The organism is Nocardia sichangensis (genome assembly GCF_047200615.1).
In the GTDB taxonomy this organism is placed as follows: Bacteria; Actinomycetota; Actinomycetes; order Mycobacteriales; family Mycobacteriaceae; genus Nocardia; species Nocardia sichangensis.
Map to the genome: position 1 here is coordinate 14,460 of NZ_JBJZOK010000018.1, position 16,121 is coordinate 30,580.

Annotated in this window: 19 protein-coding genes; 13 read left to right on the forward strand and 6 right to left on the reverse strand. The window is 68.2% G+C overall.

Annotation, left to right across the window (positions count from 1 at the left end; all coding sequences use genetic code 11):
• Positions 1-11 precede the first annotated feature (11 nt).
• Complete coding sequence (gene upp / locus ACL03I_RS23935; RefSeq protein WP_355079106.1) at positions 12-635, reverse strand: uracil phosphoribosyltransferase; 624 nt, start codon at positions 633-635, stop codon at positions 12-14.
• A gap of 145 nt (positions 636-780) precedes the next feature.
• Between upp and ACL03I_RS23940 the strand changes: the two genes are divergently transcribed.
• From ACL03I_RS23940 to ACL03I_RS23960, 5 genes are read left to right on the forward strand one after another with little or no spacing between them, the layout of a single operon-like run.
• Positions 781-1,101 carry a hypothetical protein gene (locus ACL03I_RS23940; protein WP_355079104.1) on the forward strand — a complete coding sequence of 107 codons (321 nt, stop codon included), beginning with the start codon at positions 781-783 and terminating at the stop codon, positions 1,099-1,101.
• Positions 1,102-1,105: 4 nt separating this feature from the next.
• Positions 1,106-2,218, forward strand: a complete 1,113-nt coding sequence (locus ACL03I_RS23945) for a C40 family peptidase (protein ID WP_355079102.1) — start codon at positions 1,106-1,108, stop codon at positions 2,216-2,218.
• Positions 2,215-2,556: a hypothetical protein gene (locus ACL03I_RS23950; protein WP_067803443.1), complete on the forward strand. Its 342-nt coding sequence runs from the start codon at positions 2,215-2,217 to the stop codon at positions 2,554-2,556. The genes ACL03I_RS23945 and ACL03I_RS23950 overlap by 4 nt, the downstream gene beginning before the upstream one ends.
• Positions 2,553-2,900, forward strand: coding sequence for a YbaB/EbfC family nucleoid-associated protein (locus ACL03I_RS23955; RefSeq protein ID WP_355079100.1), 348 nt, complete (start codon positions 2,553-2,555; stop codon positions 2,898-2,900). Before ACL03I_RS23950 ends, ACL03I_RS23955 begins: the two co-directional genes overlap by 4 nt.
• A gap of 26 nt (positions 2,901-2,926) precedes the next feature.
• The gene (locus ACL03I_RS23960; protein WP_355079098.1) at positions 2,927-4,186 is read left to right on the forward strand and encodes a primosomal protein; all 1,260 of its coding nucleotides are present in this window, start codon (positions 2,927-2,929) and stop codon (positions 4,184-4,186) included.
• On the opposite strand, the gene ACL03I_RS23965 is transcribed toward ACL03I_RS23960, so the two are convergent.
• The 3 genes from ACL03I_RS23965 to ACL03I_RS23975 all read right to left on the reverse strand — a co-directional run bounded on the left by ACL03I_RS23965 (position 4,187) and on the right by ACL03I_RS23975 (position 7,811).
• Complete coding sequence (locus tag ACL03I_RS23965) at positions 4,187-4,843, reverse strand: hypothetical protein (protein ID WP_412807000.1); 657 nt, start codon at positions 4,841-4,843, stop codon at positions 4,187-4,189.
• Between the two features lie 107 nt (positions 4,844-4,950).
• A complete protein-coding gene (locus ACL03I_RS23970; RefSeq protein WP_355079094.1) occupies positions 4,951-6,048 on the reverse strand; it encodes an adenosine deaminase in 1,098 nt (365 codons plus the stop codon).
• Positions 6,049-6,521: 473 nt separating this feature from the next.
• Positions 6,522-7,811, reverse strand: coding sequence for a thymidine phosphorylase (locus tag ACL03I_RS23975; RefSeq protein ID WP_412807001.1), 1,290 nt, complete (start codon positions 7,809-7,811; stop codon positions 6,522-6,524).
• Between the two features lie 15 nt (positions 7,812-7,826).
• Between ACL03I_RS23975 and ACL03I_RS23980 the strand changes: the two genes are divergently transcribed.
• Positions 7,827-8,015, forward strand: a complete 189-nt coding sequence (locus ACL03I_RS23980) for a hypothetical protein (RefSeq protein ID WP_355079090.1) — start codon at positions 7,827-7,829, stop codon at positions 8,013-8,015.
• Here ACL03I_RS23980 and ACL03I_RS23985 read toward each other — a convergent pair.
• Positions 8,012-8,413 (reverse strand): cytidine deaminase, encoded by a 402-nt coding sequence (locus tag ACL03I_RS23985; protein ID WP_356964662.1) that lies wholly within the window; start codon positions 8,411-8,413, stop codon positions 8,012-8,014. The two genes, ACL03I_RS23980 and ACL03I_RS23985, sit on opposite strands and share 4 nt — an antisense overlap.
• 276 nt (positions 8,414-8,689) lie before the next feature.
• Here ACL03I_RS23985 and sdhC point away from each other — a divergent pair, with 276 nt between their 5' ends.
• From sdhC to ACL03I_RS24005, 4 genes are read left to right on the forward strand one after another with little or no spacing between them, the layout of a single operon-like run.
• The gene (gene sdhC / locus ACL03I_RS23990) at positions 8,690-9,088 is read left to right on the forward strand and encodes a succinate dehydrogenase, cytochrome b556 subunit (protein WP_083863252.1); all 399 of its coding nucleotides are present in this window, start codon (positions 8,690-8,692) and stop codon (positions 9,086-9,088) included.
• A 2-nt stretch (positions 9,089-9,090) separates the two neighbouring features.
• Positions 9,091-9,522, forward strand: a complete 432-nt coding sequence (locus ACL03I_RS23995) for a succinate dehydrogenase hydrophobic membrane anchor subunit (protein ID WP_039796191.1) — start codon at positions 9,091-9,093, stop codon at positions 9,520-9,522.
• 16 nt (positions 9,523-9,538) lie between these two features.
• Positions 9,539-11,308, forward strand: coding sequence for a succinate dehydrogenase flavoprotein subunit (sdhA, locus tag ACL03I_RS24000; RefSeq protein ID WP_355079085.1), 1,770 nt, complete (start codon positions 9,539-9,541; stop codon positions 11,306-11,308).
• On the forward strand, positions 11,308-12,081 hold the full coding sequence (locus tag ACL03I_RS24005) for a succinate dehydrogenase iron-sulfur subunit (protein WP_355079083.1): 774 nt from the start codon (positions 11,308-11,310) through the stop codon (positions 12,079-12,081). Before sdhA ends, ACL03I_RS24005 begins: the two co-directional genes overlap by 1 nt.
• A gap of 113 nt (positions 12,082-12,194) precedes the next feature.
• Here ACL03I_RS24005 and ACL03I_RS24010 read toward each other — a convergent pair whose 3' ends face one another.
• The gene (locus tag ACL03I_RS24010) at positions 12,195-12,686 is read right to left on the reverse strand and encodes a winged helix-turn-helix transcriptional regulator (RefSeq protein WP_355079081.1); all 492 of its coding nucleotides are present in this window, start codon (positions 12,684-12,686) and stop codon (positions 12,195-12,197) included.
• 94 nt (positions 12,687-12,780) lie between these two features.
• Here ACL03I_RS24010 and ACL03I_RS24015 point away from each other — a divergent pair, with 94 nt between their 5' ends.
• The 3 genes from ACL03I_RS24015 to ACL03I_RS24025 all read left to right on the forward strand — a co-directional run bounded on the left by ACL03I_RS24015 (position 12,781) and on the right by ACL03I_RS24025 (position 15,958).
• Positions 12,781-13,281, forward strand: a complete 501-nt coding sequence (locus ACL03I_RS24015; protein WP_412807002.1) for a hypothetical protein — start codon at positions 12,781-12,783, stop codon at positions 13,279-13,281.
• Between the two features lie 410 nt (positions 13,282-13,691).
• Positions 13,692-15,374, forward strand: a complete 1,683-nt coding sequence (locus ACL03I_RS24020) for a WXG100 family type VII secretion target (protein WP_412807003.1) — start codon at positions 13,692-13,694, stop codon at positions 15,372-15,374.
• 149 nt (positions 15,375-15,523) lie between these two features.
• The gene (locus ACL03I_RS24025) at positions 15,524-15,958 is read left to right on the forward strand and encodes a YbaB/EbfC family nucleoid-associated protein (protein ID WP_355079073.1); all 435 of its coding nucleotides are present in this window, start codon (positions 15,524-15,526) and stop codon (positions 15,956-15,958) included.
• The last annotated feature ends 163 nt before the right edge of the window (positions 15,959-16,121 follow it).

Below are 16,121 nucleotides of genomic sequence, written 5' to 3' on the forward strand. Positions count from 1 at the left end.
CCCGCAGAGATTCAGCGCGGGCCGAATTGCCTGTCGCCCGCGTCGCCGAGACCGGGCACGATATAGGCGTTCTCGTTCAGGCCCGCGTCGACGACGGCGGTGACCAGCCGCACCGGCAGACCCGAATCAGCCAGTGTCGCAATTCCTTCCGGAGCAGCGACGACGCACACCGCGGTGATGTCGGTGGCGCCGCGCGCCGCGAGCAGCTCCAGGGTGTGCCGCATCGAGCCGCCCGTGGCCAGCATCGGGTCGAGCACGAAGACCGGCAGCCCGGCCAGATCCGCGGGCAGTGATTCCATGTAGGGCACCGGCAGGTGCGTGTCCTCGTCGCGGGCGAGACCGACGAATCCGATTCTGGCGTCCGGGATCAGCTCGGCGGCCGCGTCGACCATGCCGAGTCCGGCGCGCAGCACCGGAACCAGCAGCGGCGGGTGGGCCAGCCGGACGCCTTCGGTGGGAGCGACCGGGGTGACGATCTCGAAGCGCTCCACCTCCGCGTCGCGCAGCGCCTCGTAGATCAGGATTCCGGTCAGATCACGCAGTGCGGCACGGAAAGCCGGATTCGGTGTTCGCTCGTCCCGCATGGTGGTGATCAGGGCGGCGACGAGTGGATGGTCCACGGTGTGGGTGCGCATGAGGGAACGATAAGGTCGGTCGCGGACGCCCCGCCGGACGCCACCGGACTTTTTTTCCGAAGCGGCGGAACCGAAACGGAACAGCGCGCGTCGAACCAAGTGGATGACGTACTCTGCCTGGGAACAACAGATGGGGGAAGCTCTGATGCGAAAGATGTCGGCGGACACCGAAGGCATCGCGGCCTACGGTGCGACCGCGCACGTCATGGCCGGTGAGATGGCGGCGGCGGGGGTGAGCGCGGCGGCGGCCGAGCCCGCGTTGCTCGGCCCGATCATGGGGTTGATCGGCGGTGACTTCATGGCGGCCTACGCCGCGGCGCACGCCGGGCACGTGGCCTCGATCGGGCAGCTGTCGGCGGTGCTGACCAGCATGGGCGGCGCGGCCACCGGGTCCGCGGCCGTCCTCACCGAAACCGACGCCGCCCACGCCGGAGCGCTGCGGAGCGCGGCCACCGAGCTGGAGTGAGCGCGTGATCGATGTCAACGCACTGGCCCAGCCGATCCTGGACCTGCTCGCCAGCTTCGGCAGCGGTGTGCTGCCCGCGGGCGGTCCCACCGACGCGCTGCGCAGCACCTCGACCGTGGTCGACCAGATCCATCAGATGGGCCGCGACAGCATCAACGAGATGAACGCCGCGTGGGACGGCCGCGCCGCCGACGCGGCCACCGCGAAAGCGCTGCGCGTGCAGACCACCGCCGCCACCATCTCCGATCGCGGCAACGACATGGCCACGGTCGTGAACCAGGCCGCGGGCGAGGTCGAGACAGGTCAGAAGGAACTCACCGACATCGCGCAGTCGTTTGTGAACACCGCGGCGAGCATGGGTCCGGTCCTGGCGACGCCGGAGGGTCTGACGGTGCTCGTCGGCTCGGCGATCGACCACCTCAACCAGGCGCTCAACGTCGTCGGCCGGGTGCAGAACGAATTGCAGACGCACACCGCGTCGATGAACGACCTGACTCCGCCGCCGCCCACCACGTCGCTCGCCGGTGTGCCCGCCGCCGGCGTGCAGCAGGCAGCGTCCGCCGCGTCCGGCGTGCTCAACGGCGCCGGGTCGTTACTGAGCACCGTGATGGCCACACCGCTGCAGTCGCTGTCCTCGCGCAGTTCCAGTGGCACACCCGGCACGTCGTCGGGTACGCCCCGGCCGGACACCGGTTCGTCGGGGGCGCCCGACGACGGCAAGGGCGTGAAGATCACGCTGCCCGACGGCAGCGTCGTGGAGGCCCCCAACGAACAGGCCGCCACAGCGGTCCGGTCGGCGATCGGCGCCGTCGGCACGCCTTACGTCTGGGGCGGCAACAGCCCGGGCGCCGGATTGGACTGCAGCGGGCTCACCAAATACGCCTACGGCGAGGCGGGCGTCGACCTGCCCCGGCTCGCGGCCGACCAGGGCAACGGGGCCACACCGGTGTCGGCCGGTGACCTGATGCCAGGCGACCTCGCGATCTGGGACGGCCACGTGGCCATGGTGATCGGCAACGGGCAGTTCGTCGAGGCGGGTGACCCGGTCCAGATCAGCTCGATTCGAACGGAGAACTCAGGCATGGACTTCCACGGCTTCTACAGGCCGACGGCATGACCCGACCCCAAGTCCCGAATGTCACGGTCGCGGCCAGCAGCAACCGGTCGGGCACCATCTCGGTGCGCGCCACCGACCAGGGCATGCCGGTGGAGATCAAGTTCGAGCGCAGCGAATACCGCTACGGCGCACAGTCGCTCGCGAACGAGATCCTGCGGCTCACCCAGCGTTCCGCCATCGCGGCGCGGGCGCGGCGGCGCGAACTGCTCGCCGAGGCGGGCATGCCCTCGGACATCCTCGACCGGCTCGGCCTGCCCACCCGCCAGCAGGCGGTGGACGAGCTGGACCGGATCGACGACGCGGACACGGGACCGACGAGCTGGATGAGGCCGGTATGAGTGCGGAAATGGACGCCCTGGTCACGTCGGCCACCCAGAAACTGGAGGCGCTGGAAGCCGCGCTGTACGGACTGAAGCAGGTACGAGGACGGTTCACCTCGGAGGACGGCGCGGTGAGCGTCGAGGTGAACAGCGATGGCGCGCTGGTCGGCCTGACCTTGGCGGAATCGGTCACTTCGCTGCCGCCCGCGGAGGTCGGACAGTTGATCGTCTGGGCGTGCAGACAGGCCGCCGAGGACGCCGGCGCACAGCGGTCCAAGGTCGTTGCGACACTGAACGAGTCGTTCGTCCCCGCGGCGGAGCCGCCCGCGGGGACGAATGGGGGCGGGCCGGATAGTGCCTGACGCGGAAGGTCGATAGGCTTCCGCACATGGCTTCTGGAGACATCGTCCCGATCGAGCTCGGCCTGACCGACGGCGATCTCGTCACCTTGTGGGCACCGCGCTGGCGAGACGGTGACGACGAGTGGGAGGCGTTCCTCGGTCACGAGGACGCCCTCTACGGTTTCGAGTCCGTGGCGGAGCTGGCCGCATTCATCCGCACCAACGCCGACAACGACCTGGTGGACCATCCGGCCTGGAAGGTCATCGCGGGTCTGTCGGCGGTCGAACTGGAGCCGGAGGAGAACTTCTCCTTCGACCTGGTCGCGGTGCCGGAGCTGGCGGCGGGCGAGCCCGACGTCGACACCGTCGCCGAGCTGGAGGACACGCTCGGCATGGTCCGCAACATCGGCGAGGTGTGCGAACTGGAGACGGTGACGAAGTTCTTCGGCTCGCATCCGGTGCTCGGCGCGCTGCCCGGCGGCGTGAGCGCGTTCGTCGGTCGCGACGGCGAGGAGCTGTGGGACCAGATCGGCGCGGCCATCGCCAAGGGCTGGGACGACGTTCTGGACGCCATCGACTCCGTGGTGCGGACGCCCGAGGTCGACGCCGAGGCGGTCGCGGTCGCCGAGGCCGAACTGCTGGCCGCCGAGGAGAACGTGGTCGACGCCGACGACGCGGCCGACAGCGACGAGGACGAGGAGTTCGAGCCCGTCGACCTCGACGAAGAGGAAGACGACGAGGACGAGGAAGACGAGGACGAATCGTTCTGGCACGAGGTCGGCATCGACCCGGTCAAGATCATCACGTCCGAGGGCAGTGTCTTCACGCTGCGCTGTTACCTCGACGACGAGCCGATCTTCCTCGGCTCCAAGGGCTCGATCACCGTGTTCTCCTCCGAACGGGCGCTGGCCCGCTACCTCGCCGACGACCACGAGCACGATCTGTCCCGCGTGAGCACCTTCGCCGATGTGCAGACCGCGGCGGTGGACGGCTCGCTGGAGGTCGAGGTCACCGACGAGAACGTCTACGTGCTGCCCGGCTTGGCCGAGGACCTGGCCGAAGGCCCGGAGGCGGTCGACATCGAGCAGCTGGACCTGGCGGTCGAACTGTTCACCGACGCCGCCGACTACGCCGACGACGACACGGTGGAACAAGCCCTGGCCCAGTCCACCCCGCTGGGCTGGTATGTCTCCTACCTGCTGAACCCGGACCCCACCCGGCTGGCGCCCAACCCGCCGTTCGCCGCCGAGTCCCAGGCCTGGCGGGAACTGGAACGCAACCTGGAGTCCCGGCTCGACAAGCAGTAATCAGGTCAAGCGGATCCAGACCTGCTCGGCCTGCCCGAGCAGGCGTCCGTCGGCGCTGTAGACCGCGGTCGAGGCGAAGCATTTGCGGCCCTGCTCGCCGTGGAACTCGCCCACCACGACGCAGCGCTCGTCGACGTGCGGGATGCCGTGCACCGTGGCGGTCATCGAGCCGAGCAGCGCGGGACGTTCGAGCATGCCGGGCAGCGACCAGCCGCCAGGGCAGTCCATCGCGGCCCACAGCAGCGGCGGCCCCAGCGGCACGGTGGCGTCGGGCACCCACGGCGCGGCGACTCGGTTCTCATCGAGCCTGCCGGGTTCGATGCGCAGACCGTCCGCCCGGCAGCTGCCACAGACGAAGCAGGAAGCGAACATCTCGATGCTTGTGTAGCTGCGTGTCGCCTCCACCGCGTCGTCGAACGCGACATGGCGCGGTGCGTCGCGTTCGAGTTCGCCGCCCTTCGACTCGGCGATCAGTCTGTCCCCGTCGTAGAGCCGTTCGTCCCGCACGTCGAGCGGCGTCTCCAAGGGCGGCGGACTCCGCAGTACCACGGTGACGGCCGGCTCGGGGCGCCGGTCGGCGAGCAGACCGGCCACGTAACCACCGTTGCCGGAGTCGGGCGGTCCGTTGAACCGGCGGGGGATGCGCAAAGTCGCCATAGTCGCCACGCTAGCGAACCGGTTGCCGACTGCGGAACCTCGCTGCCGCGCGGTGATCCGGCGCCGCCTACCCTCGTGCGCGCCCGCAATCCGTCCTATGAACAGCGCTACCCGATGAGGACCGCGTATCCGGGCTTGATGATGTCGTCGATGATCCGCAACCGCTCGGGAAACGGGATGAACGCCGACTTCATGGCGTTGATGGTGAACCGTTCCAAATCGCTCCAGCCGTAGCCGAACGTCTCGACCAGCTTGAGCATCTCCTGGCTCATGCTGGTATCGCTCATCAGCCGGTTGTCGGTGTTGACCGTGACGCGGAAACGCAGGCGGGCCAGCAGGTCGAAGGGGTGCTTGTCCAGCGAGGGCACCGCGCCGGTCTGCACGTTCGACGACGGACACAGCTCCAGCGGGATGCGCAAGTCGCGGACATAGTTGGCGACCAGCCCGAGCTGTGCGTCCTCGACCGCGCCGGGCACGGTGATGTCGTCGGTGATCCGCACGCCGTGGCCGAGCCGGTCGCAGCCGCAGAACGCGAGCGCCTCGTGGATGGACGGCAGACCGAAGGCCTCGCCCGCGTGGATGGTGAAGTGCGCGCTGTTGGCGCGCATGTATTCGAACGCGTCCAGGTGCCTGCTCGGCGGGTAACCGGCCTCCGCGCCGGCGATGTCGAAACCGCCCACTCCGCGATCGCGGAAGCGCACCGCCAGCTCCGCGATCTCCCGCGAGCGCGCGGCGTGCCGCATCGCCGTGAGCAGACAGGTCACCACGATCGGGTGCCCGTCCTCGGCGGCGGCCGCCTCGCCTTCGCGGAACCCGGTCAGCGTGTGCTCGACCACCTCGTCCAGCGTGAGACCGCGCTCCAAGTGTTGTTCGGGGGCGAAACGCACCTCCGCGTACACCACGCCGTCGGCGGCGAGGTCCTCGGCGCATTCGCGGGCGACCCGGCGCAGGCCCTCGGGGGTCTGCATCACGGCGACGGTGTGCGCGAAGGTCTCCAGGTACCGTTCCAGCGATCCGCTGTCGGCCGCGTCGCGGAACCAGGCCGCCAGCGACGCCTCGTCGTCGGCGGGTAGATCCTCGTAGCCGCACTGGGCGGCGAGGTCGAGCACCGTCGCGGGCCGCAGGCCACCGTCGAGGTGGTCGTGCAGCAGCGCTTTCGGCGCTTGGCGGATCGAGGCGAGGGTCAGAGGCATCGGTCCAGTCATGTATCGACGGTAGCCGCAGCGGGCCGAAACGGCAGCCGACTTCGGCCGTAACAACCATCTCGTTGCCCGCCGGATGCTGCCCGGTCCACAACCGGACACCGACCGGTTCTGCGTCACCCGCGCGTCACGTGTGCCCACCACAGGCCGGAGTACCGCAGCCCCTCGGACCGGCCACCGACGCAGGGACCGTGGACCGCAAGCGCGTATGTGCGCTGATTCCGGATCGGGAGCATGGTGATGCTCACCCTCACAGCGGCCGAACGGTCGAGCCTCTTAGAGAGGCCGAACGGTCGAGTACGGCGGAGGCCCGGCCGGGACAGGACGTGTGGAGCAAGCAAGCAGGTGAGCCGCTGGACCGGTGTGGGCGCCGAGACGAGCATCGACATTCCCGCCGAGGTGCGACCCTGAGCCCACGAGACGGAACGACCCCTCGACCGCCCATTGGTCAGGCCCGAGGGGACACCGCGGACAGCTCAGGACGTGATCCGATCGAGAACCAGCTGACCCGGAATGGGCGCGGCATCGGTTCCGATGGTGACGGCGTCGCGCAGAGCTTCCATCGCGCCGGGGAACGCCTCGGGAGTATCGGTGTGCAGAGTGAGCAGCGGCTGTCCCGCTGTCACGGTATCGCCCGGCTTGGCGTGCATTTCGATGCCCGCGCCGAACTGAACAGGATCGCCCTGACGCGCCCGGCCCGCCCCCAGACGCCAGGCGGCGATGCCGACACCCAGCGCATCGAGCCTGGTCAGGACGCCGTCGGCGTCGCAGCGCACGGTCTCGGTGTGTTTCGCGGTGGGCAGCTTCGCGTCCGGGTCGCCGCCCTGGGCGCGAATCATCGTCCGCCAGTGATCCATCGCCCTGCCGTCGGCCAGCGCGTCCGCGGGGTCGGTGTCCAGCCCGGCCAGCGCGACCATCTCGCGAGCCAAGGCGATGGTCAGCTCGACGACGTCGGCGGGACCACCCCCCGCGAGCACCTCCACCGATTCGGCGACTTCCATGGCATTGCCCGCGGTGCGGCCGAGCGGGGTGTCCATGGCGGTGAGCAGCGCGACCGTCCGCACACCCGCGTCGTCGCCGAGTTCGACCATCGCGGTCGCCAGCTCGCGCGCCCCGGCGAGGGTCTTCAGGAACGCGCCGGAGCCGACCTTGACGTCCAGCAACAGCGCCGCGGTGCCCTCGGCGATCTTCTTGCTCATGATGGAGCTGGCGATCAGCGGGATCGATTCGACCGTGCCGGTGACGTCGCGCAAGGCGTAGAGCCGTCGGTCCGCGGGCGCGAGGTCGGCGCCTGCCGCGCAGATCACCGCGCCGATGGCCGGATCGGTCAGGAGATCTCGCATCCGCGACGCGGGCACGTCCGCCTGCCAGCCGGGGATGGATTCCAGCTTGTCCAGGGTGCCGCCGGTGTGACCGAGACCGCGCCCGGACAACTGCGGCACCGCCGCGCCGCACGCCGCGACCAGCGGCGCCAGCGGCAGCGTGATCTTGTCACCCACGCCGCCGGTCGAGTGCTTGTCCACGGTCGGGCGCGGCAGACCGGTGAGGTCCATGCGCCGCCCGGACGCGATCATCGCGGCGGTCCACCGCGCCGTCTCGCGCCGCGTCATCCCGCGCCAGACGATCGCCATGGCCAGCGCCGACATCTGCTCGTCGGCCACCGCGCCGCGGGTGAAGCCGTCGACCACCCAGTCGATCTGCGCGTCCGACAGCTCACCGCCGTCGCGCTTGGTCGTGATGATCGAAACCGCGTCCAGTGCCGTCACGGTCGACAGTTTGGCATGGGCCTGCGCGCAGCCGAGTTCTCGCCGATGGGACGCCACCCGCAGCGCTGCAGGTCTCCGGGCGCGCCGAAGCCGAGATCATCCGGCGGATCCGCCACGATCTACGAGGGCAGACGCACACGAATCGGTATGACCGGCGGTCGCGAGCCGGGCGACACCGGCAGCGTCGCCGAGGTGCTCGCCTAGACCTGCCCCGCGTCCAAGTCGTCGGGGCCGAACGCGTCCGGCAGCAGCGTGCGCAACGGCACGGGCCCGGCCTTGTGATCAACAAGGAGATCGCCTCCACCGTGCTCGTGGAGCAGTTGGCGGCAGCGCCCGCAGGGCATCAGGATTTCGCCGCGAGAATCGGTGACGGAGATGGCCCGAAGACGCCCCCCACCCCCCGAAATCAAGTTACCGATGAGTACACATTCGGCACACAGGCCCAAACCGTATGAGACATTTTCCACATTGCAACCGCTCACTGTTCGGCCATCGACACTGAGAGCCGCGGCGCCGACCGGAAACCGCGAGTACGGCGCATAGGCGTTGTGCATGACTTGAAAAGCGTTGTCGCGCAATAATTTCCAGTCGATTTCCGACACAGAGAACCCCTTCGGGACCGAGCCGATCACGGCCGCGCAAGGACCACGACGGAACCCCGCACCCATCAAGAAAGGTAAGCCTAACCCGATCCGGTGTCGCGCAACGCACGGTACGCCGAATTAGTTCCGGGATTGCTGGAGGATTAGAGTCCAGAACAGATCGGTTCAGGTTCCCTGCGACGGGCCGGAGTACAGCCACCTGGGCATTCGCCCGCCACGCCGTCGGCGTCGGATCTGAAACCGGGTCCATCAACGACGTTGGAGGCACCGCACTCTATGACCACGATTGAAGCTCCGGCCCAGCCGAAGCGGAAGACGCTGTACCGAGGCGACCCCGGAATGTGGTCGTGGGCGCTGCACCGGATCACCGGCGTCACCATCTTCTTCTTCCTCTTCGTCCACGTGCTGGACACCGCCCTGGTGCGCGTGAGCCCGGACACCTACAACGAAGCGATCGAGACCTACAAGACGCCCATCGTGGCGTTGATGGAGATGGGCCTGGTCGTCGTCGTCCTGTTCCACGCGCTCAACGGCGTCCGCGTGATCCTGGTGGACTTCTGGTCCAAGGGCCCGAAGTACCAGCGCCTGATGCTCTGGATCATTCTCGCGATCTGGTTCCTGCTGGCCGTTCCCGCGATCGGGCGCCAGTTCTTCTACCTGTTCACGGAGCACTGAAAATGAGCGCACCTGTCATCGGAAAGTCTTACGACCGTCCGGCCAGCCTGGACCTGCCGCGTTCGCCGCGCGCGCGCTCGAACAACAACTTCGAGAAGTACGCCTGGCTGTTCATGCGTTTCTCCGGCCTGCTGCTGATCGTGCTTGTACTCGGCCACATGGCGATCATGCTGCTGCTCGACGGCGGCGTGAAGCGACTCAACTTCGCCTTCGTCGCAGGCCGCTGGTCCAGCCCGTTCTGGCAGTTCTGGGACCTGACCATGCTGTGGCTGGCGCAGCTGCACGGCGGCAACGGCCTGCGCACGGTCATCGACGACTACTCCCGCAAGGACTCGACCCGCTTCTGGCTCAAGACCCTGCTGGCCGTCTCGATGATCCTGATCATGGGCGTGGGCACCTACGTCATCTTCACCTTCGACCCCAACATCAGTTAGGAACAGGCCCCCTCGCATGAGTGAATCTCGTCCTGTCCAGGAGCACCGCTACGACGTCGTCATCGTCGGCGCGGGCGGCGCGGGCATGCGCGCCGCGATCGAGGCCGGCCCGCGTGCTCGGACGGCGGTGCTGACCAAGCTGTACCCCACCCGCAGCCACACCGGCGCGGCCCAGGGCGGCATGTGCGCCGCGCTGGCCAACGTCGAAGAGGACAACTGGGAATGGCACACCTTCGACACCGTCAAGGGTGGTGACTACCTGGTCGACCAGGACGCCGCGGAGATCATGGCCAAAGAGGCCATCGACGCGGTGCTCGACCTCGAGAAGATGGGCCTGCCGTTCAACCGGACGCCCGAGGGCAAGATCGACCAGCGGCGCTTCGGCGGGCACACTCGCGATCACGGCAAGGCCCCGGTTCGCCGCGCGTGCTACGCCGCCGACCGCACCGGCCACATGATCCTGCAGACGCTGTACCAGAACTGCGTCAAGCACGACGTGGAGTTCTTCAACGAGTTCTACGTGCTGGACCTGGTGCTCACCGACACCGATCGCGGCCCGGTCGCGACCGGCGTGGTCGCCTACGAGCTGGCCACCGGCGACATCCACGTCTTCCACGCCAAGTCGATCGTGTTCGCCACCGGCGGTTCGGGCCGGATGTACAAGACCACCTCGAACGCGCACACCCTGACCGGCGACGGCATGGCGATCGTGTTCCGCAAGGGCCTGCCGCTGGAGGACATGGAGTTCCACCAGTTCCACCCGACGGGCCTGGCCGGACTCGGCATCCTGATCTCCGAGGCCGTCCGCGGCGAGGGCGGCATCCTGCGCAACGCCGACGGCGAGCGGTTCATGGAGCGCTACGCCCCCACCATCAAGGACCTCGCGCCGCGTGACATCGTCGCTCGCTCGATGGTGCTCGAGGTGCTGGAGGGTCGCGGCGCGGGCCCGAACAAGGACTACGTCTACATCGACGTGACCCACCTCGGCGAGGACGTGCTCGAGGAGAAGCTGCCCGACATCACCGAGTTCTCCCGTACCTACCTGGGTGTGGACCCGGTGAAGGAACTGGTGCCGGTGTTCCCGACCTGTCACTACGTGATGGGCGGCATCCCGACCCGCATCCGCGGCGAGGTGCTGCGCAACAACAGCGACGTCGTCCCCGGCCTCTACGCCGCGGGCGAGTGCGCGTGCGTCTCGGTGCACGGCGCCAACCGTCTGGGCACCAACTCGCTGCTGGACATCAACGTGTTCGGCCGCCGCGCCGGCATCGCCGCCGCGGAGCACGCGCAGCGCAGCGAGTTCGTCGAGCTGCCGGAGAACCCGGCGCAGATGGTGCAGGACTGGCTGACCCAGCTGCTGAGCGAGCACGGCGACGAGCGGGTCGCCGACATCCGCACCGAGCTGCAGCGGTCGATGGACAACAACGCCTCGGTGTTCCGCACCGAGGACACGCTCAAGCAGGCGCTCACCGACATCCACGCGCTCAAGGAGCGTTACGCGCGGATCACCGTGCAGGACAAGGGCAAGCGCTACAACAGCGACCTGCTCGAGGCCGTCGAGCTCGGCTTCCTGCTCGAGCTGGCCGAGGTCACCGTGGTCGGCGCGCTCAACCGGAAGGAATCGCGCGGCGGCCACGCCCGCGAGGACTACCCGGACCGCGACGACGTGAACTTCATGCGCCACACGATGGCCTACAAGGAGGGCTCGGAGCTCCTTTCGGACATCCGCCTGGACTTCAAGCCGGTGGTGCAGACCCGTTACGAGCCGATGGAGCGTAAGTACTGATGACTGCTGTTGCCGAAGCACCCTCTTCGCAGACGCCCGCTCCGGTCCCCGAGGGCTCCGTGATGATCACCGTCAAGGTGGCCCGGTTCAATCCGGAGGACGACAAGGGCGCGCACTGGGAGTCCTTCCAGGTGCCCGCGCTGCCGACCGACCGCTTCCTGAACCTGCTGATCTACATCAAGTCCTACTTGGACGGCACGCTCACCTTCCGCCGGTCCTGCGCGCACGGCGTCTGCGGTTCCGACGCCATGCGGATCAACGGCGTCAACCGGCTGGCCTGCAAGGTGCTGATGAAGGACATGCTGCCCAAGAACGGCAAGTCGATCACCGTCACCGTCGAGCCGATCCGCGGCCTGCCCGTGGAGAAGGACCTCGTGGTGAACATGGAGCCGTTCTTCGACGCGTTCCGCGCGGTGAAGCCCTACCTGATCACCTCGGGCAACGAGCCCACCCGCGAACGCATCCAGAGCCAGGCCGACCGCGCCCGGTTCGACGACACCACCAAGTGCATCCTGTGCGCCTGCTGCACCACCTCCTGCCCCGTGTACTGGAGCGACGGCAGCTACTTCGGCCCGGCCGCGATCGTGAACGCCCACCGCTTCATCTTCGACAGCCGCGACGAAGCCGCCCGCGAACGCCTCGACATCCTCAACGACGTCGAAGGCGTCTGGCGCTGCCGCACCACCTTCAACTGCACCGACGCCTGCCCCCGCGGCATCGAGGTCACCAAGGCGATCCAGGAAGTCAAGCGAGCGCTTCTGTTCACCCGCTGATTTCACGGACCCAGCCGAACCGAAGGCCGCCTCCATCGATGCGATAGAGGCGGCCTTCGCCGTTTGTGAGGCGGACTGCTTCTATCGGCGGTCACTGGCATCCTCAGCCGAGGTCAGACCGGGTTCACGAGATGCGCCCCGGGTCCGGGTGTGCGGCGGATCGTCGAGGGTGGCAAATGGGTGTGGCCACCGGCGCATTCGAGGACGACGCGGACCGGCTTCTGGCATTCCTCGCCGCTTTCGGTCTGGTGGCGGACCACTACCGAGGGGCCCTGCGGATCTGCCAGATATTTGTCGCCCCATTCGAGTAAGGCGATCAAGGTCGGTCGCAGATCCAAGCCGCGCTGGGTGAGGCGGTACTCGTAGCGCTGGCGAGTCCCTGGTTCCCGATAAGGAATTTTTTCCAGCACGTCGGCTTCGACGAGGCTGTCGAGCCGGGCCGAGAGCAGATTGCTGGCTATGCCCAAGCGGTCGCGGAACTCGCTGAACCGTCGCGCGCCGTCGAGCGCCTCCCGCACGATCAGTAGCGACCAGCGTTCGCCGATCACCGACAGCGCACGTGCCACTGAGCAGTTGACGGGGTCGATGCGCGGTGCGGACGTCATGCGGCCACGATACCCATCTGAGTTGACTTTTTATATCCAGGGTCATACGGTGCCGCCATCTGAGTTTCATAACTAAACCTAGGAGGCGGTCGGCATGCCCATGCTCGATGTCTACATCCCTGCGGGCACCTTCACTCCCGAGCGCGAAGCAGCCCTGCTGAACCGAATCACCGAAATCCTCATCCGGCATGAGGGTTTCGACCCGTCGGACCCGCTCACACGCTCCGTGTCGTGGGCCTTTCTGCACCGGCCGGCCGCCGTGTTCGTCGGCGGCGCGCCCGCGGAAGCCCCACGGTACAAAGTGGTGCCGTCCGTACCGGAGGGACAACTCGACGCGATCCAGCGGGCCGGTGTCGTCCGGGAGATCACCGAGGCCATCCTCGACGCCGAAGACGGCGCGTGGCCGCGCGACCCCGGCCGCATCTGGGTCTTCCCCACCGAGATTCCCGAAGGACACTGGGGCGGTTCCGGCGAAATCAAAACCTTGAAGGACATCCTGGCCCGATTGACCGGCGGCAACCTCGACCAAGCCTCCGCACTAGCCACCGAACGAATCACAGCCAGCCGACTCGAACGCGATCGGGCTCCGCGATGACGACGAGTGGCACACCAGCGAGAGCTCTACTCGACGTTTGCCACAGCCATGTGCCGCTCGCGGGGGTCGGTGCGGGGGTCCCGTCGGGTCCGGGTCATCGAGCGCGCTCGTGAGCGCCACCGTCGTCTCGTCGCCGGTAGTTCGGCGAGCGCCAGGACCGCGCACAGCCGGATGTCGACGTTGTCGGAGTCCAGGCCAGCCGCCACGCTCGCCACACTGTCACCGCCCGCTCGCGCACGCGTCCAGCGCAGCAGCGCCCACCGCACACGTTCCCGCCGACGAGAACACCAGCGCACGTCGCATATGCTTCGGCTCGGGTCGACCTAGCGCGTGGCGATTCGCCGATGCGCGACGTCCCGTTGAGCAGCCGAAGACGGCCGGGCCGTCTCGAAATCGACCTAGGGGGTCGCGTGGCCGAATCATTGTCGGTCGACCCGGCCCAGCTGCGCGAATCGGCGCAGGAGCTGCGGCAGGCGGCCGAGGACGCCGAACGGGTGGCGAACGAGCTGAAGGCGGCACTCGCCGACGAGGGTGAGTTCTGGGGTGACGACGAAGCCGGCGAGACGTTCGCCCACACCTACAAGCCCGGTGCCGACCGTACGTTGGATGGGTTCGACGACCTCGTCGCGGACATACGGGCGATGAGTTCCGCGATGAAGGATGCGGCCGATGCGTTCGAGGACCGGGACCACGACGGCAGGCGGAACATCCGAAACTCGGCCGACGATGGCATCCCGTACACGAACGCACCGAGCCAGAACCGGTCGGCAGGACCCATTCCGCAGACGACGTCTAGCGAATCCCTCAGTCCCACAGACGATTCCGTACGGTCTCCGGGCACGTTCGATCGCACGGCGAACGGAGACTCCGCCCGTCCGCAGCCGGACACCCCGAACGACCGCGTCGATACACAGCAACCACCGACATCCGGCCAGCAACTCCCGACACCCGGTCAGCAGCCCGCGAATCCTGGCCAGCAGCCCGCAGAGTCCGGACAGCAACCTCCGGAATCCGGACAGCAGGACGATTCGACGACCAATCCTCCAGAAACCGAATCGCAGGACAAATCCGGTGACCAACCCCCGGCGGCCGAGACCGGATCGCCGACAACACCCGGTAGCGGCGCAGAGCGGCAGGGAGCGCCGGCGGATACACCGACGAGGCAGCAGGCGGGTCCACAGACGATGCCGGGCGGCCGCAAGGACGCCGGCAAGCCGCCGGCGGGTACGCCGTGGACGCGGAACGGGTCGGGCACCCCTTGGGCAAAGGCTCCGAGCCCCTCGGCCGCGCCGGCGAACGAAACCCCGCCTCGGATATCTCCTCCGCGCACCCCGGACCGCCCGCCCGCGGGCAAGAAGCCGGAGCCGGCTCGTCTCGGGCGGAAGCGGGCCCCGAAACCCGCAGGCGTGCGGGCTCACCGAGCAACCGATGCCGAGGCCATGCGGATCGCTCGGGAGATGGCCGCTCGGCACAACATCGAAATCGTCGGATTCGACGCGGCGGGTATCGCCGCGGCAACGGTCCAGGACATCGCCGATGCTGTCGACACCGTCCTCCCGCGGATGCCGGTCGTGCTGCGCGGAGTCGAGATCCGGGATGTGACGGATTCGCTGTCTTCCGTCGAGGATCGCAGCACGGCAAAGCGATCCGGTGAGGTGGCGCCGTGGATCGTACTGGCTCACGCTGCTGTGATCGATCCTCGGACGTTGGCCGGCCGTTCCCGGGCGACGACCCGATCCGGTCCTCCACGGCGACCGATGTATGCCGCGATCCTGCGGGAACTCGGCGCCGCGATCGACCTCATCGGCGGGTTCCGGGCGCACAAGGAGGCGCAACGCGCGCTCATCACCGAATACGTGCGGATCGACGACCCCCGAGGCCAGACGCTGAGCCGGGTGGTCGCCGGCTACAAGCGGTGGCGGGCGCAGCTCGGCGACGACTGTTTCGAGCAGGGTCTATTCGTTCCGGGCAGGGCGCTGGCCGAGGGATTCGCCGCGGTCGAATCGAGTGACGACGAGGCCAACGGCCCGCAGAAGGTGCTGGGTCGGCTGCTGGTGACGATGTCGCGTGCGGCGGTGCCGGACCGGCGATGAGACCCGCCTCGGCCCGGGCGGACGGCGTCTGGTTCTTTCTCCCTTCCCACCAGCGGTGAACCACGCACCTGTCGGTCATCATTATGGGCACGTTCGGAGGTCCGCGGTCGTCGCTGTCCGCTGAGGAATTCGAGTCGGAAGGTCGTGGCATGGATCGATGGGAGCGCGAAGGCCTGCGCTCGGCCAACAACGGCATGCGCAACCAGCTCGAACATCTCCTCGACTCCTTCGAACGTCAGCAGGGTCGGCTCGCCGATGTGTTCCGAGAACTGGAGAATGCTCGCACGCAGGCGAGTTCTCCCGACCAATCGGTAGAGGTGACGGTGGACGCCGCCGGCGTGCTGACGGACCTGCGCCTCACGGCCGCGGCGATGCGCCAGACACCGGAGCAGTTGAGCAGGGCGATCGTGGAGGTCACCCTGGCCGCGGCGCACCGGGCGAAGCAGCAGGCCGAGGCGCTCGCCGCACCCATCGACGACGACCTCGACGACCTGCCCGACCTGCCCGATATCTCCCCGGGCGCCCCCAGCCTCAACGAGATTCGCGCTTTCTTCCGCAGGGACAACGAAGGTTCCCCGAGATAGTACGGGGCCGCGTAGTGCAGATGATGCTGCGTACCTGCCGACGACCGGAGAGGAACCTCCCGCAGGCGGAAGGACACGGGATTCGGGTGCGACCGTGCGATGGCGGCGGCAGTAGCGTTCCCGGAGCCGCTTGCCGGACAGGCATCGATGAACGCGTGCCCAC

Excerpts from the sequence above, each read along its gene's own strand:
- upp (WP_355079106.1), bottom strand. The coding sequence starts at position 635 with ATGCGCACCCACACCGTGGACCATCCACTCGTCGCCGCCCTGATCACC.
- ACL03I_RS23940 (WP_355079104.1), top strand. The coding sequence starts at position 781 with ATGCGAAAGATGTCGGCGGACACCGAAGGCATCGCGGCCTACGGTGCG.
- ACL03I_RS23950 (WP_067803443.1), top strand. The coding sequence starts at position 2,215 with ATGACCCGACCCCAAGTCCCGAATGTCACGGTCGCGGCCAGCAGCAAC.
- ACL03I_RS23955 (WP_355079100.1), top strand. The coding sequence starts at position 2,553 with ATGAGTGCGGAAATGGACGCCCTGGTCACGTCGGCCACCCAGAAACTG.
- ACL03I_RS23960 (WP_355079098.1), top strand. The coding sequence starts at position 2,927 with ATGGCTTCTGGAGACATCGTCCCGATCGAGCTCGGCCTGACCGACGGC.
- ACL03I_RS23965 (WP_412807000.1), bottom strand. The coding sequence starts at position 4,843 with ATGGCGACTTTGCGCATCCCCCGCCGGTTCAACGGACCGCCCGACTCC.
- ACL03I_RS23970 (WP_355079094.1), bottom strand. The coding sequence starts at position 6,048 with ATGACTGGACCGATGCCTCTGACCCTCGCCTCGATCCGCCAAGCGCCG.
- ACL03I_RS23980 (WP_355079090.1), top strand. The coding sequence starts at position 7,827 with ATGGGCCTGCGCGCAGCCGAGTTCTCGCCGATGGGACGCCACCCGCAG.
- sdhC (WP_083863252.1), top strand. The coding sequence starts at position 8,690 with ATGACCACGATTGAAGCTCCGGCCCAGCCGAAGCGGAAGACGCTGTAC.
- ACL03I_RS23995 (WP_039796191.1), top strand. The coding sequence starts at position 9,091 with ATGAGCGCACCTGTCATCGGAAAGTCTTACGACCGTCCGGCCAGCCTG.
- sdhA (WP_355079085.1), top strand. The coding sequence starts at position 9,539 with ATGAGTGAATCTCGTCCTGTCCAGGAGCACCGCTACGACGTCGTCATC.
- ACL03I_RS24005 (WP_355079083.1), top strand. The coding sequence starts at position 11,308 with ATGACTGCTGTTGCCGAAGCACCCTCTTCGCAGACGCCCGCTCCGGTC.
- ACL03I_RS24010 (WP_355079081.1), bottom strand. The coding sequence starts at position 12,686 with ATGACGTCCGCACCGCGCATCGACCCCGTCAACTGCTCAGTGGCACGT.
- ACL03I_RS24015 (WP_412807002.1), top strand. The coding sequence starts at position 12,781 with ATGCCCATGCTCGATGTCTACATCCCTGCGGGCACCTTCACTCCCGAG.
- ACL03I_RS24025 (WP_355079073.1), top strand. The coding sequence starts at position 15,524 with ATGGATCGATGGGAGCGCGAAGGCCTGCGCTCGGCCAACAACGGCATG.